This is a genomic window from Sphingobium fuliginis (genome assembly GCF_015074805.1).
Lineage (GTDB): Bacteria > Pseudomonadota > Alphaproteobacteria > Sphingomonadales > Sphingomonadaceae > Sphingobium > Sphingobium fuliginis.
The window spans coordinates 534,962-559,158 of sequence record NZ_CP060036.1; the positions used below are offsets into that span (position 1 = coordinate 534,962).

Annotated in this window: 27 protein-coding genes; 10 read left to right on the forward strand and 17 right to left on the reverse strand. The window is 61.6% G+C overall.

Going from position 1 to position 24,197, the window contains the following annotated elements; translation table 11 throughout:
• The first annotated feature begins 36 nt into the window (after positions 1–36).
• The 3 genes from H5V43_RS18560 (at position 37) to H5V43_RS18570 (ending at position 3,262) form a co-directional block, all read left to right on the forward strand.
• Positions 37–480, forward strand: coding sequence for a cupin domain-containing protein (locus tag H5V43_RS18560; RefSeq protein WP_025548438.1), 444 nt, complete (start codon positions 37–39; stop codon positions 478–480).
• A gap of 111 nt (positions 481–591) precedes the next feature.
• Positions 592–1,593 (forward strand): helix-turn-helix domain-containing protein, encoded by a 1,002-nt coding sequence (locus tag H5V43_RS18565; protein ID WP_025548436.1) that lies wholly within the window; start codon positions 592–594, stop codon positions 1,591–1,593.
• Positions 1,594–1,633: 40 nt separating this feature from the next.
• Positions 1,634–3,262, forward strand: a complete 1,629-nt coding sequence (locus H5V43_RS18570) for an AMP-binding protein (protein WP_025548434.1) — start codon at positions 1,634–1,636, stop codon at positions 3,260–3,262.
• 103 nt (positions 3,263–3,365) lie between these two features.
• On the opposite strand, the gene H5V43_RS18575 is transcribed toward H5V43_RS18570, so the two are convergent.
• Complete coding sequence (locus tag H5V43_RS18575) at positions 3,366–4,238, reverse strand: SDR family oxidoreductase (RefSeq protein WP_044660755.1); 873 nt, start codon at positions 4,236–4,238, stop codon at positions 3,366–3,368.
• A gap of 104 nt (positions 4,239–4,342) precedes the next feature.
• On the opposite strand from H5V43_RS18575, the gene H5V43_RS18580 reads away from it, so the two are divergent.
• Entirely contained in the window at positions 4,343–5,233 is an 891-nt protein-coding gene (locus H5V43_RS18580) for a LysR family transcriptional regulator (protein ID WP_025548433.1), read from the forward strand.
• Between the two features lie 675 nt (positions 5,234–5,908).
• On the opposite strand, the gene H5V43_RS18585 is transcribed toward H5V43_RS18580, so the two are convergent.
• From H5V43_RS18585 to H5V43_RS18600, 4 genes are all read right to left on the reverse strand, one after another.
• On the reverse strand, positions 5,909–6,076 hold the full coding sequence (locus tag H5V43_RS18585; protein ID WP_157009781.1) for a hypothetical protein: 168 nt from the start codon (positions 6,074–6,076) through the stop codon (positions 5,909–5,911).
• Positions 6,077–6,306: 230 nt separating this feature from the next.
• Complete coding sequence (locus H5V43_RS18590) at positions 6,307–6,891, reverse strand: hypothetical protein (protein WP_025548432.1); 585 nt, start codon at positions 6,889–6,891, stop codon at positions 6,307–6,309.
• Positions 6,891–7,277 (reverse strand): hypothetical protein, encoded by a 387-nt coding sequence (locus H5V43_RS18595; RefSeq protein WP_025548431.1) that lies wholly within the window; start codon positions 7,275–7,277, stop codon positions 6,891–6,893. Before H5V43_RS18595 ends, H5V43_RS18590 begins: the two co-directional genes overlap by 1 nt.
• 156 nt (positions 7,278–7,433) lie before the next feature.
• Complete coding sequence (locus H5V43_RS18600; RefSeq protein ID WP_025548429.1) at positions 7,434–7,805, reverse strand: DUF2513 domain-containing protein; 372 nt, start codon at positions 7,803–7,805, stop codon at positions 7,434–7,436.
• Between the two features lie 157 nt (positions 7,806–7,962).
• Between H5V43_RS18600 and H5V43_RS23815 the strand changes: the two genes are divergently transcribed.
• Positions 7,963–8,094 carry a hypothetical protein gene (locus H5V43_RS23815; protein ID WP_272947353.1) on the forward strand — a complete coding sequence of 44 codons (132 nt, stop codon included), beginning with the start codon at positions 7,963–7,965 and terminating at the stop codon, positions 8,092–8,094.
• Positions 8,095–8,101: 7 nt separating this feature from the next.
• Here H5V43_RS23815 and H5V43_RS18605 read toward each other — a convergent pair whose 3' ends face one another.
• The 9 genes from H5V43_RS18605 to H5V43_RS18645 form a co-directional block, all read right to left on the reverse strand.
• Positions 8,102–8,374, reverse strand: coding sequence for a thiamine pyrophosphate-binding protein (locus H5V43_RS18605; protein WP_025548425.1), 273 nt, complete (start codon positions 8,372–8,374; stop codon positions 8,102–8,104).
• 59 nt (positions 8,375–8,433) lie between these two features.
• A complete protein-coding gene (locus tag H5V43_RS18610; RefSeq protein WP_037482031.1) occupies positions 8,434–8,616 on the reverse strand; it encodes a 2-oxo acid dehydrogenase subunit E2 in 183 nt (60 codons plus the stop codon).
• Positions 8,613–8,909, reverse strand: a complete 297-nt coding sequence (locus H5V43_RS18615; protein ID WP_037482062.1) for a four-helix bundle copper-binding protein — start codon at positions 8,907–8,909, stop codon at positions 8,613–8,615. Before H5V43_RS18615 ends, H5V43_RS18610 begins: the two co-directional genes overlap by 4 nt.
• A 9-nt stretch (positions 8,910–8,918) precedes the next feature.
• Positions 8,919–9,788 (reverse strand): SDR family oxidoreductase, encoded by an 870-nt coding sequence (locus H5V43_RS18620; RefSeq protein WP_193666892.1) that lies wholly within the window; start codon positions 9,786–9,788, stop codon positions 8,919–8,921.
• Between the two features lie 480 nt (positions 9,789–10,268).
• A complete protein-coding gene (locus H5V43_RS18625) occupies positions 10,269–12,581 on the reverse strand; it encodes a xanthine dehydrogenase family protein molybdopterin-binding subunit (protein ID WP_025548423.1) in 2,313 nt (770 codons plus the stop codon).
• Positions 12,578–13,564, reverse strand: coding sequence for an FAD binding domain-containing protein (locus H5V43_RS18630; RefSeq protein ID WP_025548422.1), 987 nt, complete (start codon positions 13,562–13,564; stop codon positions 12,578–12,580). The genes H5V43_RS18625 and H5V43_RS18630 overlap by 4 nt, the downstream gene beginning before the upstream one ends.
• Complete coding sequence (locus tag H5V43_RS18635; RefSeq protein WP_025548420.1) at positions 13,561–14,067, reverse strand: 2Fe-2S iron-sulfur cluster-binding protein; 507 nt, start codon at positions 14,065–14,067, stop codon at positions 13,561–13,563. Before H5V43_RS18635 ends, H5V43_RS18630 begins: the two co-directional genes overlap by 4 nt.
• Before the next feature lie 73 nt (positions 14,068–14,140).
• A complete protein-coding gene (locus H5V43_RS18640) occupies positions 14,141–14,572 on the reverse strand; it encodes a MarR family winged helix-turn-helix transcriptional regulator (RefSeq protein WP_025548418.1) in 432 nt (143 codons plus the stop codon).
• 503 nt (positions 14,573–15,075) lie between these two features.
• A complete protein-coding gene (locus H5V43_RS18645) occupies positions 15,076–17,127 on the reverse strand; it encodes a TonB-dependent siderophore receptor (RefSeq protein ID WP_025548416.1) in 2,052 nt (683 codons plus the stop codon).
• Positions 17,128–17,265: 138 nt separating this feature from the next.
• On the opposite strand from H5V43_RS18645, the gene H5V43_RS18650 reads away from it, so the two are divergent.
• Both H5V43_RS18650 and H5V43_RS18655 read left to right on the forward strand, forming a co-directional pair.
• Complete coding sequence (locus tag H5V43_RS18650; RefSeq protein WP_025548414.1) at positions 17,266–17,571, forward strand: hypothetical protein; 306 nt, start codon at positions 17,266–17,268, stop codon at positions 17,569–17,571.
• The gene (locus tag H5V43_RS18655) at positions 17,568–18,764 is read left to right on the forward strand and encodes a PepSY-associated TM helix domain-containing protein (protein WP_025548413.1); all 1,197 of its coding nucleotides are present in this window, start codon (positions 17,568–17,570) and stop codon (positions 18,762–18,764) included. Before H5V43_RS18650 ends, H5V43_RS18655 begins: the two co-directional genes overlap by 4 nt.
• Positions 18,765–19,047: 283 nt before the next feature.
• Here the strand turns inward: H5V43_RS18655 and H5V43_RS18660 are convergent, their stop codons facing one another.
• Positions 19,048–20,010 (reverse strand): restriction endonuclease, encoded by a 963-nt coding sequence (locus H5V43_RS18660; protein WP_025548411.1) that lies wholly within the window; start codon positions 20,008–20,010, stop codon positions 19,048–19,050.
• Positions 20,011–20,432: 422 nt separating this feature from the next.
• On the opposite strand from H5V43_RS18660, the gene H5V43_RS18665 reads away from it, so the two are divergent.
• Positions 20,433–21,005, forward strand: coding sequence for a lytic transglycosylase domain-containing protein (locus H5V43_RS18665; RefSeq protein ID WP_025548409.1), 573 nt, complete (start codon positions 20,433–20,435; stop codon positions 21,003–21,005).
• Between the two features lie 317 nt (positions 21,006–21,322).
• Here H5V43_RS18665 and H5V43_RS18670 read toward each other — a convergent pair whose 3' ends face one another.
• A complete protein-coding gene (locus H5V43_RS18670; protein ID WP_025548408.1) occupies positions 21,323–21,646 on the reverse strand; it encodes a hypothetical protein in 324 nt (107 codons plus the stop codon).
• Positions 21,647–21,795: 149 nt separating this feature from the next.
• Between H5V43_RS18670 and H5V43_RS18675 the strand changes: the two genes are divergently transcribed.
• Together H5V43_RS18675 and H5V43_RS18680 are read left to right on the forward strand one after the other, a co-directional pair.
• Positions 21,796–22,680: a DUF1206 domain-containing protein gene (locus tag H5V43_RS18675; RefSeq protein ID WP_052816673.1), complete on the forward strand. Its 885-nt coding sequence runs from the start codon at positions 21,796–21,798 to the stop codon at positions 22,678–22,680.
• A 63-nt stretch (positions 22,681–22,743) separates the two neighbouring features.
• Positions 22,744–23,034 (forward strand): hypothetical protein, encoded by a 291-nt coding sequence (locus H5V43_RS18680; protein WP_025548405.1) that lies wholly within the window; start codon positions 22,744–22,746, stop codon positions 23,032–23,034.
• A 204-nt stretch (positions 23,035–23,238) separates the two neighbouring features.
• Here H5V43_RS18680 and H5V43_RS18685 read toward each other — a convergent pair whose 3' ends face one another.
• Positions 23,239–23,997 carry a ZIP family metal transporter gene (locus H5V43_RS18685; protein WP_025548404.1) on the reverse strand — a complete coding sequence of 253 codons (759 nt, stop codon included), beginning with the start codon at positions 23,995–23,997 and terminating at the stop codon, positions 23,239–23,241.
• Between the last annotated feature and the right edge of the window lie 200 nt (positions 23,998–24,197).

The following is a 24,197-nucleotide window of genomic DNA, read 5'->3' on the forward strand; positions in this document are numbered from 1 at the left end:
TCCGCTATTCCAGTTCCATAACCCAGGAGAGCGATCATGAAGTCCAGAGCCGGCAATGAAATGCATGTCACCAAGGCTGAAAAGCCTGTGTTCAGGGATATTATCCCGTTCGCGTCGGAAGGGGTGGAGATGGAAGTGATCAGCACCGATCCGTCCACCGGCGGCTTTTCCTGCATCTTCCGGGGCAAGGCGGGGGCGACCTTCGCGCCGCACCTGCATCTGGCGGGCGCCGACTATCTGATCCTGAGCGGCGCGCTCAACTATCGCGACCAGCTCGCCCCGGCGGGCGATTCCGGCTACGAACCCTATGGATCGCTGCATGAGATGACGATCTTTCCGGAGGATACGGAGATGCTGTTCATCACCCACGGCCCGATCATGTTCATCGACGAGGAGAAGCGGCCGACCCAGGTCATGGATTCGCGCTGGATCGAGGAGCAGATCGCGGCGGGACGGACGCGCGCGGCGTCGGCTGCCTGAAGCCTTCGACCGCGGACTGCCTGCCACGCATGGCGGGCAGTCCGCATAATGTGATAGGCTCCATCAAGCGACAGGATCGGGCCACGATCCGTCACAGGCGGGAGAGGGTAGATGCCGAGTGCGGTGCAGGGTTTCACGCCCCCGGACGGATTTCGTCCGGTCGATGATCGCATGTGGACGTCGCAGCATCTCGGGCGCGGCATGCCGCGCGGCAATTGGGACGAGATGGTGTCGACGCACACCATGCACGAATGGCATTTCGAGCGGGCGCGAGCCGATGGCGGCGCGGGGATCAGCCGGTTCCGCACCATATTCGATTCCCGCGTCGTCGCCTTCAGCGGCGAAGGCGGCGTGCGCTGCCTGCACGACCGCTCCGCCGCCCGGCGCACGACGCGCCGCGACCTGTCGATCATCTATACGGCCATCGGCAGCGGCGAGCTGGAGATAGCGGGCCGCAGCGTCGACCTGTCCCCCGGCATGTTCACGATCACCGACAGCGCTCTGCCGATGACGCTCGACCTGCCTTCGCATTTCCGCCAGATCTATTTCATCTTTCCGCGCAGCCGGGTTCTGTCGGTCTTCCCCTTCGCGGAGGAGTTCGTCGGCGTGCCCTTCGACCGGAGCCAGGGCCTGCTGTCCTTCTTCATCGATCATCTGGCGTCGATCGAGCATCATCTTGGCACCTTCGACGACGCGCACGCCAATACCGTCCTGAACGTCACGCTGGACCTGCTGGCGATGACGCTGAGTTCGCTGGACGCGGATCGCATGATCACGCCGCGGGAGCGGCAGTTGACGCGGATCAAATCCTATATCGAGGCGAAGCTTGGCGATGCCGATCTGGATATCGCGACCATCGCGGCGGACAACGGCATCAATGTCCGCTACCTGCACAAGATATTCGCGGGCACCGGGGTCAGCGTATCGAACTGGATCCGCAAGCGGCGGCTGGAGATGTGCCGGCGCGATCTGGACGCGCCCGCGCTGGCGCGGCGCAGCGTCACCGAGATAGCGCTGCGCTGGGGCTTCAACGACATGAGCCATTTCAGCAAGGCGTTCCGCCGCGAATTCGGCGCGGGGCCGCGCGAATACAGGTATCGCGCCAAATTATGATCATCGGCATCCCGCTCGATGCGGTTGGAGGGGTTGGGGCATGACGGATATATTGGCCATGCCCTTCCATGACGCGCATCATAGACCGCTCAGCCCGTTGACCTTCCTGCCCCGCGCGGCGGCCATCCATTCCGACCGGCCCTCCATCGTCCACGGCACGCTTTCATGGACCTGGCGGGAAACTCATGAGCGCTGCCTGAAGCTTGCTTCGGCGCTGCGTGGGCGCGGGATCGGGCGTGGCGACATCGTCGCCATCCTCGCGCCCAATATCCCGGCCATGGTCGAGGCGCATTTCGGCGTGCCGATGGCCGGCGCGATCCTGAACACGCTCAACACGCGGTTGAAGGCGGAAGAAATCGCCTTCCAGCTCGCGCATAGCAAGGCGCGGCTGTTGCTGGTCGATCGCGAATATGGCGAGACGGTCGCCGCTGCGGTCGCCGCCATGGCCAGCCCGCCGCTGATCGTCTGCATCGACGACCCTCTTTACGATGGCGCGGCACCGCCGATCGGTTCGCTCGATTATGAAACGCTGCTCGCGGAGGGATCGGCCGATGCGCCATGGTCGCTGCCGCTGGACGAGCGGGATCCCATCGCGCTCAACTATACGTCCGGCACGACCGGCGATCCCAAGGGCGTCGTGACCCATCATCGCGGCGCGCATCTCAACGCGCTGGCCCAGATCGTCACCTGGTCGATGCCCCTGAACCCCGTTTATCTCTGGACCCTGCCGATGTTCCACTGCAACGGCTGGTGCTTCCCCTGGGCGATCGCGGCGCGAGGCGGCACGAACATCTGCCTGCGCCGTGTCGATCCACCGCTGGTGATCGACCTCATCGCCGCGCATGGCGTATCCCATATGTGTGGCGCGCCGATTGTCTATACGATGCTGATCGAGGAAATGACGAAGCGGGACCGAGCGATCCCGCTTCAGGTGCAGGCGATGGTCGCGGGCGCCGCCCCGCCGAGCGCGATGATCGCGGCCGGGGAGCGGCTCGGTTTCGACTTCACCCATGTCTATGGCCTGACGGAAGTCTACGGTCCCGCGGCCGTCTGCGTGATGCAGCCCGAATGGATGGCCCGGCCGGTCGAGGAGCGCGCCCGGCTCATGGCGCGGCAGGGCATGGCCATGATCGCGCAAGAGGCGATGGCGGTCCTCGATCCTGAGACAATGCAACCGGTTCCCGCCGATGGCCGCACGATCGGGGAGATCATGTTCCGGGGCAACGCCATGATGAACGGCTATCTCAGGAACCCGGACGCGACCGCCGCCGCCTTTGCCGGCGGCTGGTTCCACACCGGCGACCTCGCCGTTCTCGATCCCGACGGCTATGCGCGGATCACGGATCGATCGAAGGACGTGATCATATCGGGCGGCGAGAATATCTCGTCGCTGGAGGTGGAGGATGTGCTGCACCGGCACCCCGCCGTTCTCCATGCCGCGGTCGTCGCGAAATCGCACGAACGCTGGGGCGAAGTGCCATGCGCTTTCGTCGAAATGCGCGAAGGGCAACAGGTCGCGGCCGATGATCTACAGATTTTCTGCCAGGCCCATCTGGCGGGCTTCAAGGTTCCAAGATCCTATATTTTCGGGCCTCTTCCGAAGACGTCGACGGGCAAGGTCCAAAAGGGGATTTTGCGGGAGGCAGCGCGCGCGTCAAATCGGGAATGATGGACGTCCGGATCGCATGACGGGTCCGCATGCGACCTCGTTCAAAACCGCTTGCCGACGGAGCCGCCCGTTCACGGCGATCCCGTCGGCAATCCGGCCTTTGTCACATGCCGGATGCGGCTATCTGAGATGCGAAGTCGCGATAGGAATATAATGGCCGCCCCAAAATCCCGGTCAGGCGCTCCACGTCGCCAGCCTCCGGGATCATGCCGTCGCTGACATAGCGCTCGGCCATCAGGCGCATCTCATACGCCGTCCATTTCGGCATGAAATTCGCCATATTCAGTTCGAACCCGCTGGGATCGTCGCCGCCATAGGCGACCGGGCGGCCCAGAATGTCCGACCAGATGGCGGCGACGTCCGAACCGGTCAGCGTATCGGGGCCTACCAGATTGATGGTCTCGACCGGCATTGCGTCCGGGGCTTGGTCGCGGCGGATGAGCTCGATCGCTGCGACCTCCGCTATGTCGCGGGCGTCGATCATGGCGATGCCCTTGCCGCCGATGGGCATCGGATAGACGTCGTGGTTCAGGATCACCTCCTTGATCATATGCTCATTGTCGATGAAGTAGGACGGTCGCAGGATCGTGGCGTTGAAGCCCATTTGTTCGATCATCCGCTCGGCTCCTGACTTCACCGCGAAGTGCGGTACGTTCACGAAGCGGTCGGCATGGATGACGGACAGATAGACGAGCCTGTCGACGCCAGCTTCGCGGGCGACGTTCAGGGCGATGAGCGCCTGGGTGAATTCGTCACCCGTGACCGCATTGAGCAGGAACAGCGTGCGTATGCCGGAAAATGCGGCGCGCAATGCGTCCATGTCGAGCAGGTCGCCCCGGACGACATCGACGCTGGCCGGGAAGTCGGCCTTGGCGGGATCGCGGGTGAGCACGCGCACATGGGCGCCCCGCTTGATGAGCTGATCGACGACATGGCGGCCGACACGGCCGGTGGCGCCGGTGACAAGAATGGTCATGGGGTTCTCCTTGGGTTTGTCGCAATCGACAAGCCGGAAATTAGTGATCCAAATTTTCTGCAATAGACGCTATATCTGGACAGATCGTCTCTCTGGTGGAACATATGGATCTGCTCGCCCTCACCGATTTCAACCTTGTCGCCAGGCATGGCGGGTTCGGACGCGCCGCACGCGCCGCCGGGCGCCCCAAGGCAACCTTGTCGCGCCGGGTGGCGGAACTGGAGGCGAGCCTGGGGTTGCGCCTGTTCGAACGTGGGTCCCGCGACCTCAAGCTGACGGAGGAGGGGCGGGCGCTCCACGCGCGTACGGCCGCGCTCCTCACCGAAATCGATGAAACGGCGGCGGCGATCGCCTCGGGCGGCGACAGCCCGCGAGGGCGGCTGCGGATCAGCGTACCCCTGCTCTTCTCCCAGACCGCGATGGGGAGGCTGGCCGCCGGTTTCGCGCTGGAATATCCTGAAGTGCGGCTGGAGGTCACGGCCGACGATCGCGCCGTCGACATGATTGAAGAAAGTTATGACCTTGTTATCCGGGTCGATCCGCGAGCGGATGAGAGCTTGGTGGGGCGGGCTTTCCTGCATGACCGGCTGGTGGTCGTGGCGGCTCCGGGCCTGACTCGACCTGCTGGCGATTCCTCCATTCCCGCCGTCGTGCGCGGCTCGGCCGACCCTGAAAATATCTGGAGCATGACTACACCGGGCGGACCGTTTTCCATTGCGGTCGATCCCATCCTGTCCCTCTCTTCGATGGTCATGGTCCGCGACGCGCTTCGGCTGGGCATCGGCGTCGGGCGCCTTCCCCTTTCATTGGTAAGCCGCGATCTTGCTGGCGGCCGGCTCGTCCAATGGGGGGAGGTGGAGGGGCCGGATACCATGTTGTGGACATTATATCCGTCGCGGCGGTTGTTGAGCGCCCGCGTATCCGCTTTCCTGACGTACCTCCGAAAGGCGTTTCCCAAGGGGACGCCCGACGAGCTGGCGGCCTTCATCGATTAGAGCCCGTTTGAGAATGCGCCTATTGGCGCATTGCGGCACCAGCCCTCTCCCCCATCCGGCCCCCAACGGCAGTATTTTATGGGTGGCCGGGTGGGGGAGAGGGCTGGTGCCGCCTCGGAAATCGCTCTTCCGCGATTTCTCAAACGGACTCTTAGCCGTTCCGTCGGGTGGGATGTTACAGAAAGTAGATTGGTAAAGGAAAGGAGATTAGAACATATGTTAATGGAATCGTGATAATGTAAAAATTATTGATCTACGTAAAAAAGTCCTCACCCATTTATAAGGGTGAGGCCAGTTGGTCGCAAAACAGGCAAAGCCTTTAATTTTATTTAATCATTAGCCCTTTTATCTGAAATAAATCAAAAAATATAGATTTGTAAAATATTTACAGATATTTCAACAATTTAAACGAACAAAATCCCCGGCCTGCGGGGCAGACGGGGAGTGGTTTCGCTACGGTGTCGATGGGATAATTCATCAACAGATAATTGGTTCAATATCCTCCCAAGAAATTCGTTCGAATTTTCCTGTGAAAGACTTTTTCCATCAATTACCTGATGTTGAGGTCTGGCGGTCGATGACCGGCTTTTCTCCACTTCCTTGTAGATCGACATGGACCGCGATCGAACCTCGCCATCCTTGCGGACACGCGTGTTCGTCATGGACCGCGCCCGTTCATCGTCGTCGCGCGCCGTGGCGATGCGCGTTTCCCGCGATAAGAAAGCCACTCAAATCAAATTGCCGATGAGCAATTTCTGCGCTGCCAAGCCAGCCCATGTAAAGCATCAGCGCCGCCCCAAGATTAAAAAGGCCCAGAATGAACAACGGAATGCGCAGCTTCATGCCTGATCGCTCATAGATTTCTGCTTCACGATTAAGCATCCCTGATACACTTCCACAGCTACCATGACAGTCAGTCGAATACCTCGTAAGCGTCAAGATAAACGGCAACAAATGGTCGCCTGCCGCTGGGCCGCTTTCCAAGCCCCGAACCAGACCATCGCCTTGTCGGCGGCAAGGAGCGATTTGCAGGCTGGGAACGACGCTCGGGGGTGGCGAGCGGAATGTCAGGCTCATGCCGCTGGTTCGGGCGCCGATATGTCCTTGCTGGCTGGCGGCGATGGAAGTGGTGAAGGTCCGTCCACATAGCCGGTGAAAACATCCCCGGCCTTGAGGCGGGCGCTGTCCCCTCCGGTGAGCAGGCCAAGAAGGCCGAACCCCACGACCGCCAGCACCACGCCGGCGCCATTGCCATCGCCCCGGTCGGCATAGTCTCCTCGTAGGGGAACCTGGCCCGAAGGCAAATCGAGATAGAGAAGTTTCGCGCCCAAGCGACCGCCCTTGCCCACTGCGCCGTTCTTTTCGACGCTCGCGATCTCGCCCCACGCTGTCGAGCCGACGGGCACCACTGGCACCCCATTGATGTAGATCGGCTCATCGACGCGCAGTTTGAACCGGTCGCCTAGCCGGGCCGTACGACTGTTGATTTCCTTAAGAACCATAAGCCGCACAGGCGTACCTGCCGGAAGCACGGGAGCTATGGCCCCTGGAGCGCCGGACTGCGCGACTGATTGCGTCGGCACTCCTTGCATGATTTGATCGCGCGGCGCCGCCGTCTCGGGCAGGGAGACGGCAAGCGCAACGGCAAGGACAAACATCAATTGCTCGCGGGCGGCGCGGGATCGAGGAATTTGATCGCAACGCCGGTGGCGGTGCTGGAACCCCAGCTCAACGCCGTCACATGCGCATCACCATATTGCGCCTTGATCACCGCGTCCGCACCCAACTTCTCGCCGCGCTCCCACAGCTCACGATAGATTTTTTCCTGACTGGGCGCCTTGCTGAAGATCGTCGCCTTGCGAACGCCGGCCTTCACTTCGCCAATCACCTGATAAGGACGGTCCGTGATGTCGTAGGGGAAGACGGGAACGCCTGCCTCTTCATTGACGATGGCATGATGCTTGGCCGTATCCGCCGCAGTCGCTTGAGCGGACAGAATAGCGACCGACGCGACTGCGACGGCAAAAAATGCTTTAACTTTCATGATATCCCCCGATTTGGAAGCGAACGATTGCACTACCCGCGATGCTCGTCAAGCCATGCCACATATCACTGTCATCCAGATAGGTTGGATCAGGAACGTGTTCCCCGCAGCGGTCCGCTGCCGGATTGCGGCGGAACGGGGAGCAACAGATACTGATTACATTCTCACATCGACACCCATTGATCCCAGCTTCGCAAATATGAGCGACTTTGCGATGGCTCCCATCGTTTCCAAAGACCAGATACCCGTCTTGCGCATCGCTGCCTTGGTGAAACGCCAGACCTCGGGATCGCGAACCTGATCAAGATATTCATGTCCACGCCAGGTTAGACGCACCGCGATCCAGCAACGGTCATTTGGAGAAATATATCCTGCTGTCGCAAGGCCGGCCTCGACCAACAAGCGGAAATGATGCTGGACCTGGTGCGGCTCGTGTCCGACCAGCCTTGGCACTTTGAGCAGCTCGGCACTTTCTTCGCTCTCCATTGCGAGCATCAGATCACGAATCAGTTCAGGGTCGCGTTTCATACCGCAAAAGAGAACAAAACAGGATCGAATAGGAAAGGCAATTTATCATAAGACCAACGGCCCCATCTCGACCGCCACGGCTTTCTCACCGAGACCGGCGGAACAAGATCTTCCCGAGCTGCGCAAAACCGGCCATCAAAATCCACCCAAGGAGGAAATGACCAAGGACGAACGTCCAACCAAAACCTTCGTCGCCGTCCGCAACCGCAACGAGGGCGGCAACGAGGGTGATAAGCGCATAGGAGGCCCAGCTGAGGCCAGAACTTGTCCGCATGATGTGCCTTTCTGAGCCTCCCCTACGCATCATCGACAACGCCGGCAACCGTCGCCAGCAGAAGGAGCAGTCCACTGCCCCGCGGACCAGACTGATCTTTCAGGTCACGCTCATAGCCCTGAGCCGCATGTGCCGCGCCGGCTTCATGCCGGACCAGCACGCGGCGGATGCGGCTCTGCCTGAACAGTTCTTCGTAGATCGGCATTATGGCCCCGCTGGGGTACCTGAAGATCGTATCAACCCCCAACATTTTCAGGATGACCGCGGCGCCCGTATATCGCTCCGTGGTGCGCATGCGTATTCCTTTTCCCGAAAGTGCGAGCGGGGTTGAGCCTGTCAGATCGATTACGCCGCTCAACAAAGGAGCAGCATCGGGCTTTCAATGCTTTCGCGCAGGGCGGCCATGAACCGCGCGGCCACCGCACCGTCGATCGCGCGATGATCGAAGCTGGCGGTCAGGGCGACGATGGTCGCGAGGCAGATCGCACCGTCTACTTTCCAAGGCTGCTCCACGCCGGCTCCGACGCCGAGGATCATTCTTCCGCACACAGCTCGCACACCCTCGCGCAGGTCTCGAGCATCAGCCGCAACGTCTCGATATTCTGCGCCGTCCGCCGGATTGCGAGCCGGCCTGTCGCGGCACACACATCCGCGCAGTCGAGGCACGAGCGGATGCACTGCGCCATATCCATCTTCTCGGCGACACAGGCGTCGGCGCAAGAGGTGCACATTTCCGAGCAGAACGTCGCGTGGCGCGCCGCGGTCGCGAGCGTTTCATTAAAGTCCTCGCCCACGTCGGGATGGAGCGCGATCATCTTGTGAATGGACATGGCGGTCTCCTAGATAATCGGCTTGCCGCCGGTGACGGCGATGGTGGCCCCGGACACATAGCTCGCCTCGTCGGTAGCGAGCATTACATAGGCCGGCGCGAGTTCCTTGGGCTGCGCCGGTCGCCCGAGCGGCGTGTTCTTGCCGAACTCCTTCACCTGGTCTGGCGGCATGGTGGACGGAATGAGCGGGGTCCAGACCGGCCCGGGTGCAACGCAGTTCACACGGATTTTCTTCTCGCCGAGCAGCTGCGCCAGCCCGCCGGTGAAGTTCTGGATCGCGCCCTTGGTCGTGGCATAGGGCAGCAGGGTCGGCTTGGGCGTGTCGGCGTTGACCGACGTCGTGTTGATGATGGCGCTACCCTCGCGCATATGCGGCAACGCGGCCTTGGCCAGATAGAACATCGCGTGGATGTTGGTCGCGAAGGTCTTGTCCCACTCCTCGTCCGGGATATCCTCAAGCTGCTCATATGTCATCTGGTGAGCGGCGTTGTTCACGAGAATGTCTATACGCCCGAACGCTTCGACCGCTTTGTCGATGATGGTGCGGCAATGGTCGGCGCTGCTGATGTCGCCGGAAACGAGCACCGCCTGGCGCCCCGCCTTCTCGATCCAGCGCGCGGTCTCCTGTGCATCGTCGTCTTCACTGAGATAAGCGATGAGCACGTCCGCGCCTTCGCGGGCGTAAGCGATCGCCACTGCGCGGCCGATGCCGCTGTCGCCGCCGGTGATGATCGCCTTTTTCCCCTCGAGCCGACCCGACCCCCGATACGTCTCTTCACCATGGTCGGGACGCGGATCCATGTCTTCGGTCTTGCCGGGAGCCTGCTGTTGCTGTTCCGGGAGAGGCGGCTTTACCGCCTCGAGGGCTTGATCGCTCATCACGGGATACTCCTTGGTGCACTCGGCCAAGAAGCACCTCCCGAGCGGCGCTGTTCCCGCGGCAGGAGCCCAGAGAGGTTGATTGCAGCCGAACCGTGCTGCCAATGTGATTACCGGCGCGGCTGAATCACATGGATCATTGGTGCGCTCGTCCGGGCGTGTACGGCACCCCTTTGCTCGCCTTTCTTGGATCTGTCAGTCTTCCGTCCGGTTACTTCGACTGATCACCGACTTCTTCAACACTATCGGTCGCTTGCCGCTGGTCAGGTCACCTGCGCGGGGGCGATGCCCAGGCCGATTTAGAATCAGACAGATCAGAAGGAGGAATGGCCGGTTCCAGGATTGTTATCTTGACCCCGAATGGCGACAGGTGGCGCGTAGCAGCCACTTCCGCGGTCGACCCATCCCGGCCCGCGCACAAATTTGCTGATCCTAACTGCTGACCGTCAGCTATTCCGAGTGCGAATATTTCGGCCAGGACTAGATCAGCTTATCGAGCGTTAGGGGCAGGTCGCGCACGCGCTTGCCGGTTGCGTTGAAGACGGCGTTGGCGATGGCGGCCGCTACGCCGGTCGTTCCGATTTCCCCGATCCCTCGCGCACCGAGCGGCGTGCGGGGATCGGGGATGTCGGTCCACAGCACATCTATGTCGGGCACGTCGAGATGCACCGGCACATGATAGTCGGCGAGCGACGTGCTCATGATGCGGCCGCTGCGCTCGTCGAGCAGCGTTTCCTCAGTCAGCGCCATGCCGAGCCCCATGATCATGCCGCCCTTGAACTGGCTGGTCGCCGTCTTGGCATTGAGGATGCGGCCGCAGTCGAAGGCGCCGACGAGGCGATCGACGCGGATTTCACCCGTGACCTCGCTGACGCGCAACTGACAGAAGTTCGCCGACGTGCTGTGCATCGAATATTTCATGATCTCCAGCGGCGCGCCGCTTTCGCCGACCACGCTAACCTCGCTCCGGCCGGAACGGCGTAGGATGGAAGCGAAGCTTTCCTGGCGGGCGGGATCTTCGACGCTGCGGAGGCCTCCGTCTACAAACTCCACTTCGCTGGGCTTGAGGCCGGCTAGCGGCGTGTCGTTACCCGCCAGCCGCAGCAAGTCCGTCACCAGCTTGCCACTCGCTGCGGTGATCGCCGAAGCCAGGGACGCGGTTTGCGACGACCCGCCGGCAAAGCTCGCGAAGGGCAGGCTCGAATCCCCGATCGTCACTATGACGCGGTCAAGTGGCAGGCCCAAGCGATCGGCGGCGTGCTGCCGCTGCACCGTCGCCGTGCCCATGCCCATTTCGTGCGCGGCGCTGGCGACATGGGCATTGCCACTGGGGTCGATAGTGATCCGCACGGACGTGCCAGGCATGCGCATGAACGGAAAGGTGCCGGTGGCGCAGCCCATGCCGATGAGCCACTCGCCATCGCGCCGCATGCCCGGCTCGGCCAAACGCCGATCCCAGCCGATGCGCGCCGCGCCGAGGTCGTACGCCTCCATCATCGCGCTTTGCGAGTGCGGTGCGCCGCTCACCGGATCGCGGGTCGCGACATTGCGCCGGCGCAGCTCGATGGGGTCCATGCCAATGGCATGCGCCAGTTCGTCGATCGCGCATTCGATCGCGAAAGTGCCGGGCGTCTCGCCCGGCCCGCGCATGAAGCTGTTCGCCAGCAGGTCGAGGTCGACATAATGCTGGACGATATCGAAGCTCTCGCTGGCATAGAGCGAGCGGCCGGTGAGGGTGAAGCCTTCATCGCAGATGCTGTGCAGCGGCCTGACGCCATAGCCATGGTGCAGCAGAGCCTTGAGCTTGCCGTCCGCATCCGCGGCCAGCGCCACCCGCTGCTCTGTTTGCATGCGCCCGCCGATCAGCCGGTGCATGCTGGCGCGTGAGAGGGCGATACGCACGGGCCGGTCAGCAAGCTTCGCCGCCGCCGCGCCCAATATCTGGTGATCCCAAAGACCCTTTGCGCCGAAGCCTCCGCCCACATAGGGGGAGCTTACCTCGACATCGCCGGCCTTCAGCCCGAATGTCTTCGCGAGCGAACCGGCTGTCCCGTGGATCATCTGGGTCGCATCGTGAACGATCAGCTTGCCGTCCCGCCAGACGATCGTCGCGGCATGCGGCTCGATCGGATTATGGTTCTCCCAGGGCGTCGTATAGACGGCGTCGATCTTGAAGGCGGCCTCGGCGAACTTTCGGCTTGGGCCGCCCTTCTCGAGGCGATTGCGTTCGACGAGGATGGACTCCGGCGTATAGGCGCTGGCCTTGCCTTCCTCGAACCACGTGCGCGACGAAGCGGCGTCATAGCGCACACGGACCAAGTTGGCCGCATGGTCCGCCTGCTCTCGCGTTTCGGCCAGCACCACCGCGACGACCTGACCGTTCCAGCGTATCTCTGCGTCTTGCATGATCGGCAATGTATGATTGCCAGCGGCCTTGAGGTTGGTCATCCCGATCGGCGGGGGAACGCTCATTTTGGGGGCGTTGCGATAGGTCATGATGAGCGCGACGCCGGGTGCCGCCTCGGCCGCGGATACATCGATATCGGCGATGCGGCCGCGCGCGATTGTGGAATGGACGAAGGCGGCGTAGAGGAGACCCTCCATCGGCACTTCGGCGGCGAACCGCGCCGCCCCGCGCACCTTGTCGGGTCCGTCGACCCGCGACTGCTGTTCGCCGAGCGACACGCGCTTGTCGATCAGGGGATCGGGCGTGCCGCCGGGCAGCCAGCTTGCGGGCACTTGGCCAATGACGGCGCGCACGCCGCCGACGATGGCGTTTTGCAGCTTGGTCATGGGTGCGCTCCTGCAAGGGCGGTCAGGACGGCAACTGTCGTTCGTTCCACCAGACCGATCTTGAAGCCATTTCCGGATAGTGGCTGGGCGCTGGCCAGTTCTTCGCGGATCGCGGCAAGGAATGCTTCGCGCGTCGGCGCGGCACCGACCAGCGCTGCCTCTGCCTTGGTCGCCCGCCACGGCTTGGCGGCGACACCGCCCAGCGCAATGCGGGCTTGGGTGACGCGCCCATCAGCGAGCGCCAGACCGCCGGCGACGGAGATCAGCGCGAAAGCGTAGCTGGAGCGGTCGCGGACCTTGCGATATTCGGAGTAAGTGGTTGCGGCCGACGGCGGCGGCAGTTCGACGCCGGTGATGAGCTCGCCCGGCTTCAGCACGGTTTCTACATGCGGCATAGCATCGGGCAGGACATGGAAATCATTCAGCGGCACCGACCGATTGCCATCGGGCCCGGACAGATGGATCACGGCATCGAGCATGGTGAGCGCCACGCACATGTCGGAAGGATGGGTGGCGACGCACTGATCCGACGCGCCCAAAATGGCATGATAGCGATTGAACCCGTTGATCGCGTCGCATCCGATGCCCGGCTGCCGCTTGTTGCAGCGCGCGCCTTCGACATCGTAGAAATACATGCAGCGCGTACGCTGGAGGATATTGCCACCGACCGTGGCCATGTTGCGGATCTGTGCAGAGGCGCCGGCGAGCAGTGCGCGGGCAAGCACCGGGTAGCGGCGGCGCACGAGCGGATCGGCAGCAACGGCGGCGTTCTTGACTGACGCGTCAATGATCAGCCCGCCGCCTTCGCTTTCGCGAATGGTGCCGAGCGTATGGCTGACGTCCACCAATTCGCTCGCCTGTTCGACATTCTGCCGCAGAAGATCGACAAGGTTGGTCCCGCCGCCCAGAAACCGTGCACCACTCTCAACGCGGGCGAGGGCGTCGGCCCGATCCGCCGCGCGAACATAGGTGAAAGGCGTCATGCCGCTGTCTCCGCCAGCATCGCCTCGATCGCCTCGACGATCCCATTATGCGCTCCGCATCGGCAGAGATTGCCGCTCATGCGCTCGCGTATCTCCGCGCGTGTCACGACCGGTGAGGCGGTGATATCGAGGGTCACATAGCTGGGATCGCCCCAGCGCAGTTCCTCCGCCATGCCGATCGCCGAGCAGATCTGGCCGGGCGTGCAATAGCCACATTGCAGTCCGTCATGCGCGATGAAGGCCTGCTGCAATAGGTGAAGATCGCCGCCTTCACCCGCTAGACCTTCGATCGTCCGCACCTCGCTACCGTCCGCCTGAGCCGCCAAGGTCAGGCAAGACAGGACGCGGCGGCCATCGAGAAGAACCGTGCAGGCGCCGCATGCACCCTGGTCGCACCCCTTCTTGGTGCCGGTGAGATGAAGATGCTCGCGTAGCAAATCCAGCAGCGAGACCCGGGCATCGCCGGGCGGTGGAACTTCCGTGCCGTTCACACATATCGTCATGACTTGGCTCCATCCGTTGGCGCGACACGGCTCGTGCGATGTCACCCACAAGATACAACGAAGTTCGGACTATTCAATCATCGTTGTAGACGATCTTTGTAATCATCGCGATGAACCGATCTCGTTCCTCAGCCGACAGCCGCGAAAGCATCAGCATATACATTTGCCGATATGTCTCGACCTGGGCCTGGGCGTAGGCTGCGCCAGCCTCGGACAGCGTGAGCGCGACCGCCCGGCGATCCGCTTCGATACGCTCGCGCTTCAGGAAGCCTCGCTTCACGAGCCGATCCGTCGCCGAGGACAAGGTCGTCGTCGGCACCGCGAGGAAGCGCGCGACATCGGTCGGGCCGCAACCGGCATGGTCCGCGACATAGAGCAGCACGGCCTTGTCCAACTCGGCGAGCGGCCGCTCGGAACGCCGGGCGTCGGCCAGCTTGTATCGCCGCGCGAAGGTGTCGAACGCAGTGCCCAGTGCAGCGAGCTGTTCTTCGGTCGGATCGCTCATTTCGCCCACATATCGCGTCTTTGCCTGCGCGAGAAGCGCGACTGCGTGCAACCTGGCGGAACTGCTCAAAACGGGAAGTGCGATGCTTGTCGATGCGACGGCTGCTTTGCATCCTTTGTCGGTGTCCGTGCTTTGCGGCACAATGTTAAGACGGAGATGGATGGACGCAAGCAGCACATCGTCCCGAGAGGTTCCATACACAGCCGACCCTTTGTCGCCATTCAGAGGCTAACTTCCGTGGTCCAGGTTCGGACCGTCAGCTATTCGAACTGATAGCTTTGCGGTCGTCAGCCGGCGAACGCTGCCATCTAAAGTGAAACGGCCGACGAGGAGCCGTCTGGATGCCGATTGACGTCGCTGCCCCTTCGCCCGTCGCGCCCGCCAAACGGAGCGCGTCGGGCCAACAGCAAATTTGTGGCCAATGAGAGCGAGCCTGAAAGTCAAAAGAAGCCCAGTCCTTGGCTCACCGCCTTAGAATGACTCGCATGAAAGAGCGCGGCCGCTCAGAAGCGAAAGCCAATGGTCCCCATGACATTCCGGGGTGCGCCCATGAAACAGTCGCCACGCGCCAGGCAGGAGGCGTAGAATTTGTTGTTGAGCAGGTTCGTCGCGTTGAGCGCGAAACGCCAGTTCTGCCAGTTGATTTCCGCCAGCGCGTCGACGGTCGTGCGCGAAGGGGTAATAATCGACCAGAGCGAACTGGTCGAGACGCTCTTGCCGTTATAGACGACACCCGCGCCGAGGCGAAGCTGCCCCGCGTCGGGGAGGCCGAAGGTCTTGGTCGACCAGATCGACGCGGTGTGGCGCGGCATATAATCGAGGCTGGTGTTCACCTCCGACTTGAGCTTGCTGTAGCCATAATTGGCCAGCAATTCGAAATTGCCGGACAGCGTGTGGCTGGCCTCGACCTCGAAGCCCTTGGTATTCAGCACGCCCGACTGGGTGGTAGCGCTGTTGGCGAGATAGAGGACGCGGTTACGCTCCTTGATCTTGAACGCCGTGATCGTGACGAGCGTGCTCGGCGCAGGCTGCCACTTCACGCCGGCTTCATATTGTGTGCCCGTGAGCGGGCGATAGGGAGCGATGGGGACGCCGCCGACATCCTGAACCGAGCCGGCGACCGGCAGGAAGCTCTCGGTATAGCTGAAGAAGGGCGAGAAGCCGGCGCCGACTTCGCCGATGATGCCGGCGCGGAAGGTGGTGGCGTTATCTTTCTGGCCCGAGGAGCCGGTGACACGGTCGCGGCGGGCGCCCAACACGACCGAGACGCGATCGTAGAAGCGGATCTGGTCCTGCACATAGATGCCCAACTGCTTCTGCGATTCACTGAAGAAGGCGCCGCTGGGGTCGTAGGTCAGCAGCGCGTCGTAATCGATGTCGTAGAGGTCGACCGTCTCGACGCCGCCGGCATAACCCTTGCTGACCTTGTTCCAGCTATAGTCGACCCCGACGAGCAGCTTGTGCTCGATATTCGCGCCGGTGTTGAAGTTGAATTGCAGATTGTTGTCGGTTGAAAAGACGTTCATCCGCGCGTCGCTGGCGTCGGCGTAGAGGCCGATGGTGCGGCCATCAGCTCCGAACGGATTTTCAGGATTGCTGTAGCTGTCGGCATAGTGGGTGTTATATTCAAGGTCGCTGTCGATGTAGCGGGCCTTGAGGCTGAGCCGCACATTGTCCGAAAACTGGTGAGTGATGGAGCCGCCGCCCTGGAGCGAGCGGCCGGCATAGCGGTCCCAGCCCGGCTTGCCGACGAACGTGTAGCGATCGAGCTGCTCGCCAGCGACACTGTTGGGCCGGAAGGTGCCAACAATCGGCAGGAACTGCGATGTCGAACCCGTGTCATCCTCCTGATAGAGGCCGGTCAGCACGATATCGGTGGCGGGCGTCGGCTGCCAGCGGACCGACGGGGCGAACATCACGCGGTCGTCGGGGACATGATCGATATAGGTGTCGGCATCACGAACCCGGGCCACCGCGCGGATCGCCAGATTGTCCGCGAGCGCGATGTTGACGTCGCCCATCGCTTCCTTTCGATCATAGCTGCCATAGACGAGGTTGATTTCGCCGCCGCTCCTGAATTCCGGGGTTTTCGAGACCAGGTTGACGAGGCCGCCGATCGAACCCTGACCATAGAGGACGGAGGCCGGGCCGCGCACGATTTCCACGCGGGAAAAGTTATACGGGTCCGAGGTGATGCTGGCATAATAGCTGAAGATGTCGCGCATCCCGTCCCGGAACTGGAGCGCGTCGATGCCGCGAATGTTGAAGCCGTCGATGCGGGTGTCGCGACCATAGGGATTGGCCAGGACGCTGGCGCCATATTTGACCGTGTCGCTGATGCTGATCGCACCTTGCGCAAGATATTGGTCCGCCGTGATGACCGTGATCGGCTGAGGGGTTTCGATGATAGGGGTTTCGGTCTTGGTTCCCGCGAACTGAGCGGTAACGACGATCGCATCGGCAGTGCCTGGCTCGCCGTCAGCAGTGGCTTCTGCCGCCGACGCGGCCTGTAACGAGAGCATCCATGCCACTGCCGTCAACCCGATCATTCGCATCTTTCATCCCCTTCGAATAGGCCGCCGGGCGCCATAGATATGTTGCGAGAAGTTCGCAATAGCATTCTTCTTGCGAAGCATGAGCATCAAGAATAGGACAGGTGCAGGAGGGTCCATCGACCGCCGGATGGAGGAACTATGTCACTTGCGGCGCGGAAATGGACCCGCATTGCCTTTGCAGGACCCGGGGCGGTTATCGTCACCATCGCTATGATCGCGGGTATGGCGCTTTGGCTGCCGGGCGGCACGGCGGGGATCGACAATCTCGTGCTGCCGCTGGTGCTGATGCCGCTGATCTGGGCTGCGCTGTTCTTTCATGCCTGCCTTGACCGCCGGCTCGGCCGTGTCGCCCTGGTCGCGCTCGGGCTGCTCGCCGTCCATGCTGGTTTTGTCGCCAACAAATTTCTCGACCATAGCTCCGCCACGATGGAAGCCCGACCATGATCCACCTTGATAGGCAAGAAACCAAGTTGATGGTCGCCGTCCACGGCTGGTCGGGAATCATTTTGGGCTTGCTGCTCTATGCCGTGGTGCTGACCGGCACGGTCGCGGTTTTCGCCGAGGAGGTCGGCATTTGGTCGGCGGGCCATGTGCAGACCACATCCGTCTTCGAACGGCCGATCGACCGCGCGGTGCGGGATCTGGGCGCGCGCACGCCCGCCAAATATCATGAAGGCGTCGATCTGTTCGAAATCGGCGATCATCAACTCGGTGCCTTCTTTCATCGCCATGAAACCGATCCCGACGGCAGTTTCGTCAGCCGCGGCATCTATTATCAGCTCGACCGGAACATGCGCGTCGCCAAGAAATTGTTCGGCACCGGCGAGGAGGTGTTCGGGCCGCGCAATGATGATGCGCTCAGCAGCTTCCTGGTCGACACCCATGTCCGCCTGCATGTGCCCGATCCCTGGGGCTTGCTGCTGACGGGCATAGTAGGGCTGGCGATGCTGGTGGCGGCCATTTCCGGCCTGCTCATCCACCGTCACCTGTTCAGGGATATTTTCACCCTGCGGCGGAAGGCTCATCCGGTCCTGGTCGAGCGCGACCTGCACAGCGTGGCGGGCACATGGAGCCTGCCCTTCGCCTTCATCCTGGCCTTCACGGGCAGCTTCTTTTCCTTCTATTCGACGGCGGGCGTGCCGATCGTGGCGATGGCGGCCTTTGGCGGCGACGTGGCCGCGCTGAATGAGGCGGTCTATGGCAATCCCGGCAAGGCTGATCCCCGCGTGACGGGCATCGGCAATCTCGACGGGGTTATGGCCGACGCAATCCGCCGGACCAAAGGACGCGCGCCGACCTTCGTGACGATCGAGAATTTCGGTCGCGCGGATGCGCAACTTACCACCTATCATCAGCCGCCACCGGGCGACATCGAGCCCGCCACGCTGCTTTATGATGGAGCGACCGGTCAGTTCGAGCGCACCAAGCCGGCGATCGGCACCCGTCCTTCGGCCGGCGGTACATTGACAGCCATCATGGCGCCGCTGCATTTCGGTAATTTCGGCGGATTGCTCTCCAAGGCGATCTGGTTCGCGCTGGGCTTTGCCATCTGCTATGTGACGCTCATATTTTGCGTCGCGGCTAGCCGCATGGTGTGTAATAACAATGATACTGGAACGCTTCTCTTTACCGCATGAAATGGTCCAGAACAGCCAAAATGACAAGCTTTCGGCTCCTGATGGGCTGCTTATGCTGACAACCGTCGTTCATCAGGCTTGCCCGAATGATAGTTTTGTCCCAGATGCCCGCGATCCCGACCCTTCTTTGTCGCTCAGGGGCCAATTTTCGATCTCCAGGTCCGGTCAGTCAGCTAATCGATCTAGGCCGCTCTCAAATTGGCTGCTTGCCGTTCCGGTAGGTTCCGGAGGGAATCATATCGGACAACCGCTATTCAACGGCTGCCAGTATATGTCTGCTGATCTAACGCCCGACGGATTTTTGATCCACGTCAGCGAGCAGCTGTCTTGCCGAGAAAAATGGTTCCGCACTCAGGTTGAGTGCTCGTACCTTCGCTTCGATCAAGGATCGAAGCTCTACTTCGCGCATTAAGGCCATTCGAAGATCATAGCCGTCCATCAGCACGATCGCCTTGTCGGGCGATTGCTTTAGCAGCGACACGACATTGTGGGACCAGCCGTTGATCGAAAGGAACATGCCCATTGTTTGTCGTGCGGAGCGGGTGACTTGGCCGAGGAGTCCGTCGAGATCCCGCATATCGGCCGGCGCTTTACGCCAGCGGCATTCAACGAGATAGTGCCAGCCCGCCATCTCGAATGCGCCGTCTATCTGTTCACCGCCTTCGTTTCGCTGAAAAGAACGGGCAACCGGGAATTCATGCAAGGCGAAGAGGCGGCCGAGCAAGTCCTGCAGCAGGAAGCCCCTACCATGCGGGTCGTCGCTCGCGGCGAGATGATCAAACTGGGCAAGCAAAAGGCCGCTTTGTTGTGAGAGTTGGGATGCACGCTCTGCGTCCTGCCTCGCCCTAGCTTCCTGCGCTCTCGCTCGGTTCCTTGCGGCTTCCCGCTCCGCATGCTCGGCGAGTTCTCCCCTAATTTCGCGCGCCTTCTGCACGATCGCTCTCGCGCGGTATTCATCGGCGGACAGATGAAAGGCGTCCCAGTCGCAGGCGATGTCTATGAGAGCGCCGACGAACCGTTCTTCAAGCCCCCGCATTGCTAGGTCGTCCAGCATGGCTGTCGCTGCAACGCGCTTGGACAGTCGCTCTCCTGTCGCCTGATCGCGATCTTTCAAGAACTTGACGATCAAATCCTCGGGCGCACCGGCACGGCGGAGGAGTTGATCAGCGGCCGACCGCTTCACATTTACGAGGGTCGCGATGCTCTCGATGGCCAGTCGCCGAGCTTCTGTCGTTGTATCACTCATGATCAGGTTTCGGCATCTGAATGGATTCTCTCTATCTACGCTGCGACAAGCTTGGTGTACCACAACTTATCGAAGTTATTTTTAATGCCGGTCAGAACTCCTGTAGCTGCCCTGCGTACACCTTGAGGTTGCGATCATGCCAAGCCGCCAGCTTCCATCCCGCTATTCGGGGAAGTTGCGATTGCGGAGCTGTCCACAGATGAACGCCGAAGCCCGCAGCTGGATCACACGTAGAATTTGAATGGCTGCTTCTCTTCACCCTTGGCCGAGCCCAAGGGTCTGGCCGGCGCAGGGCTTCGCGCAACGGAAACCCTCACGGCGCTCATCGAGCGCATGCTTCGGAACCAGCCGCAGCCGGAAATCTCCCAGCCCAAACAGCCGGATCGGACGACCGAGGTGCGCAGGGACCGAGGGCGCGACCGATGATCGGGCGGTGTTGTGCAACGCTTCTGGCCGGCGGCTTCGCTTCCACGCTGATCGTTCAGGCAGCGCCAGCTTATGGTGAGGCGAGGGACCTGGACATGCTGGCGGCGGAGAAGGCGATCAATCAATGCATCCATCGGGCAGCTTCCGGCCGGCCATGGCTTGCCCAAACCCTGCGGGCCTTGAGGAAGCGGGAGGGGGGATGGATTGGTGCAGAAGTCAGGAATAGGGATGGTTCCGTCGACCTGGGGCCGATGCAGGTCAACAGTTGGTGGGTTCCTCGAATCGCCCGAATGATCGGGCGGAGCGAATCGCAGATCAAGTCGTGGCTGCGGGATGATCCGTGCTTCAATGTCGATGCGGCCCGCTGGATATTTCTCTCAGCGCTCCACGACGTAAAGGATTTCTGGCGGGCAGTGGGCATTTATCACAGCCCTACCCGCTGGCGACAAATGCGATATTCGCGAAGCATCGCCTCGATCATGTTGACCCAGCGACAGGCGTTCGTCGCCTCGCCATTGCGGGAACGAAAATTCAGGAAGTCACATTTGGTTATTTTCGGACCTCGCTAGCGTTCGCACTTCGAACGGTTCGGCACGGCCGACAGCGAGAGTGACATTTACAGAGCTTATAGGTGACTTTGGTTTGTGTACTCTTCGCGTAGATAACAGCCTCCCACGGCTTCCTCGCGGCAGATTGGAGCCTCCCTGTAAAAGGCGATGCGCGTTGCTTTCAGATCGGACGTGGATTGCCCCATCCACGCCCGTTTGACATTCGTTCCATAGCGTTCCAGAGTGTCGCTTGCCGCAACTGTTGGAATTTTGTTGGAAACTACGACAGGGGCGGCAGAAAAATAGCTTATTTTTCAATGTTGTACCGGGCAATTGGGTTAGTCGGTGCAATATTCCCAGCGCCCGGCATTGCAGGCCGCGACGGCCCGGCGCCATTCCGCCATTCTCTGCGCATATTCGCCGCGGGCGTCGGCATAGCTGTCGCGATCGCCTTGTGCCTGGCGGTAGTTGCGCATGATCCTGGCGTCGCGCTGACGGACATAGGCGAGCTGCTGCTGATTCATCCTTCTGATGATCGCGCTGTCGCGTGCGCGTGCTGCGGCGCTGCGCATCGTCGGATCATTGGGGTCGTCCGCATGCGCCGTCACGGGCAGAAGGGCCGCACCTATCGCAAGCGCCAACGCACAGGATCCAAGCTTCATGAATGCGCCCCTCTTTATCAGTCGCCTTCCTTCGCGCGGGAGAGGGCGCAAGGCAATCGATTTGCGATAAATGGAGGGCGCCCAGCAGGTTTCCGACCTGCTTCCGCATGTGCAGCCTGGCAAATGCGGCTGAGGCAACTTCACGGGCGATGCCGCGTTACCCTGCTTCCAATGCGATGGTGAAGATGATGAACGGCACGGAGAGTTATGGCGAACGTCTGACGATACTGGCGCGCATAGGGTTCGCGGCGCGCGGGATGGTGTATCTTCTCATCGGACTGTTCGCCATAGACGTCGCGCGCCACGGCGGCCAACCAAGCGACAATCAGGGCGTTCTCGGCTCCCTTTCCCAAAGCAGCCTGGGGTCGTTCCTGCTCCTGCTCTGCGCGGCAGGTTTCGCGGGCTATGCGCTCTGGCGCTTGATCGAAGCCGCTCTCGACCCCGAACATCGCAGCCGCAGCCTGAAGGGAAGGCTGGAACGTGCAGGCTATGCCATGAGTGGAATCGTGTACGGGGCACTCGCCCTGGCGGCGGTCAACCTGGTGCTTCGCAAGGCGCCGGCAGCCGAAGGAAGTCCCGGCGACCGGACGGCGCAAGGCTGGTCCGCCTGGCTGCTCGATCAGCCGGGCGGTCAGGCCGTGCTCGTCATTTGCGGGGTCATATTCTTCTTCATTGCGCTCGCACAGGCGGTAAAGGCCTGCCGGGGCCGTTTCGACGAACTTGCGGCCGATGTGCCGGTGCCGGAAGCCGTGCGCTGGGCCGGACGGATCGGCTATGCGGCCCGCGCCATCGTCTTCGCCATGATCGGCTGGTTCGTGATCAACGCTGCCTTGCATGCCGATCCCGACGAGGCAGGCGGGTTGGGCGCGGCCCTCAGGCAGCTCCGCGATCAGGAGCATGGGCCGCTGCTGCTCTTCATCGTGGCGAGCGGGCTCGCGCTGTTCGGCCTGTTCAGCATTGTTGAAGCGCTATATCGCCATGTCAGGATCGACGGTTCGCAGCTTCGGGAAATTGCCCGGACGGCCAGACAATGAATGGAAAGGGAACAAGAATTAAGGCCTGATTGTTTCCCCAGTCTCTTAAGGAGGAGGATGGAGATGGTAGAAGTTCACAGGGATCGCTATACGGATGACCGTGTCGTGGTTCATAAACATCGCGGCGGGCGGACCGTTGCGATTGCCTTGATCATCGTTCTGGCGATTGTCGGAATATTGTTCGCAACCGGCTTCTGGAAAGCCGATGTTTCCGGTGGAGATGTTCCGGAGGTCAGTGTGAAGGGCGGCGAACTTCCCAAGGTGGACGTCGATTCCAAGGCGGTCGTCGTCGGCACAAAGAAGGAAACCATCGATGTGCCGACGGTGGGCGTGAAGGATAATGGCGAAGAATAAAGGCCGATTGTAAATTCAGCACCGGCGCCCTGTCCCGAAAGGGACGGGGCGTTTTGTTATGGCAGGGGGCCTGCCTTCCCTTGCGAAGTCGTCGGCTACCCGCAAGCATGAGGGTTGGACGCCGTGTCGTGCATGGGCGTCGGTCCTGCATGTGTAACCGGAGATGAACGAGGCTGGCATTTTCCCGTTCATCTGTGGCCACGCTCACTCCAGCTTCGTCAATATGAAGGCAATCAGGAATCCCGCGACGGCGATGAGGCCGGAAAATTCATGCGCTTCCTCCGTCGCTTCCGGAATCATCGTGTCCACCAGCATGGCGAGAATGGCTCCTGCTGCCACGGCGGTGGTGGCTGCGATCAGATCCGGGTCCGCGCCCGCCAGAGTGATGTAGCCGATCAGCGCGGCCAGACCGGAAGCCAAAGCGATAGCTCCCCAGACGCCAAAGATATAGGCGGGGCCCCGACCCGCCTTCTTCATTCCCGCGGCGCTGGAAAGGCCTTCGGGAACGTTGGAAAGGAACACGGCGATGACCGTGACCATGCTGACGCCGCCGCCATGCAGCAGACTCACCCCTATGACCACGGACTCCGGAATGCCGTCCAGCAAGGCGCCGACGGCAATCGACAGCCCGGAATTCCCGGCAGCCGGCGCCTGGCTCTCGTGCGGGTTCGAACCCGACCGTTTACGATGCCGGGCACCGGCCCGCGACACGGCCACATTCGCAATCGTGTAGACGACCGCCCCGGCCAGAAATCCGAAGGCGGTGGAATCGAAGCCGCCGCGAGCATAGGCATCGTCCATCAGGTCGAAGGCCACGGCCGAAATCAGCACGCCCGATCCAATCGCCATGATCGCGGCGATCAGCCGTTGCGGAAGATCTGCCACATAGGCGATGCACGCGCCTATCAACAGCGCCGATCCGCCCACCAGGCCCCAAAATCCCGCTTCCAAGGCTCCATGCATCGATGCTCTCCCTCATTCTGAAACGGCAAGGGGCGATAAAGGATGCTGGGGCCGCCCCATTTCACGGCGCGCCTATGTCGTCCATGCGCGCTTGCTGGACGACCGCTGGGCCAGGGCGTCGCGCTGCCGAAACCGCCCAAGACCGGCTCGCTTGCCAGCATAGGTTCTTGATAGTACCTATCTTGGCATAAGGTACGCAG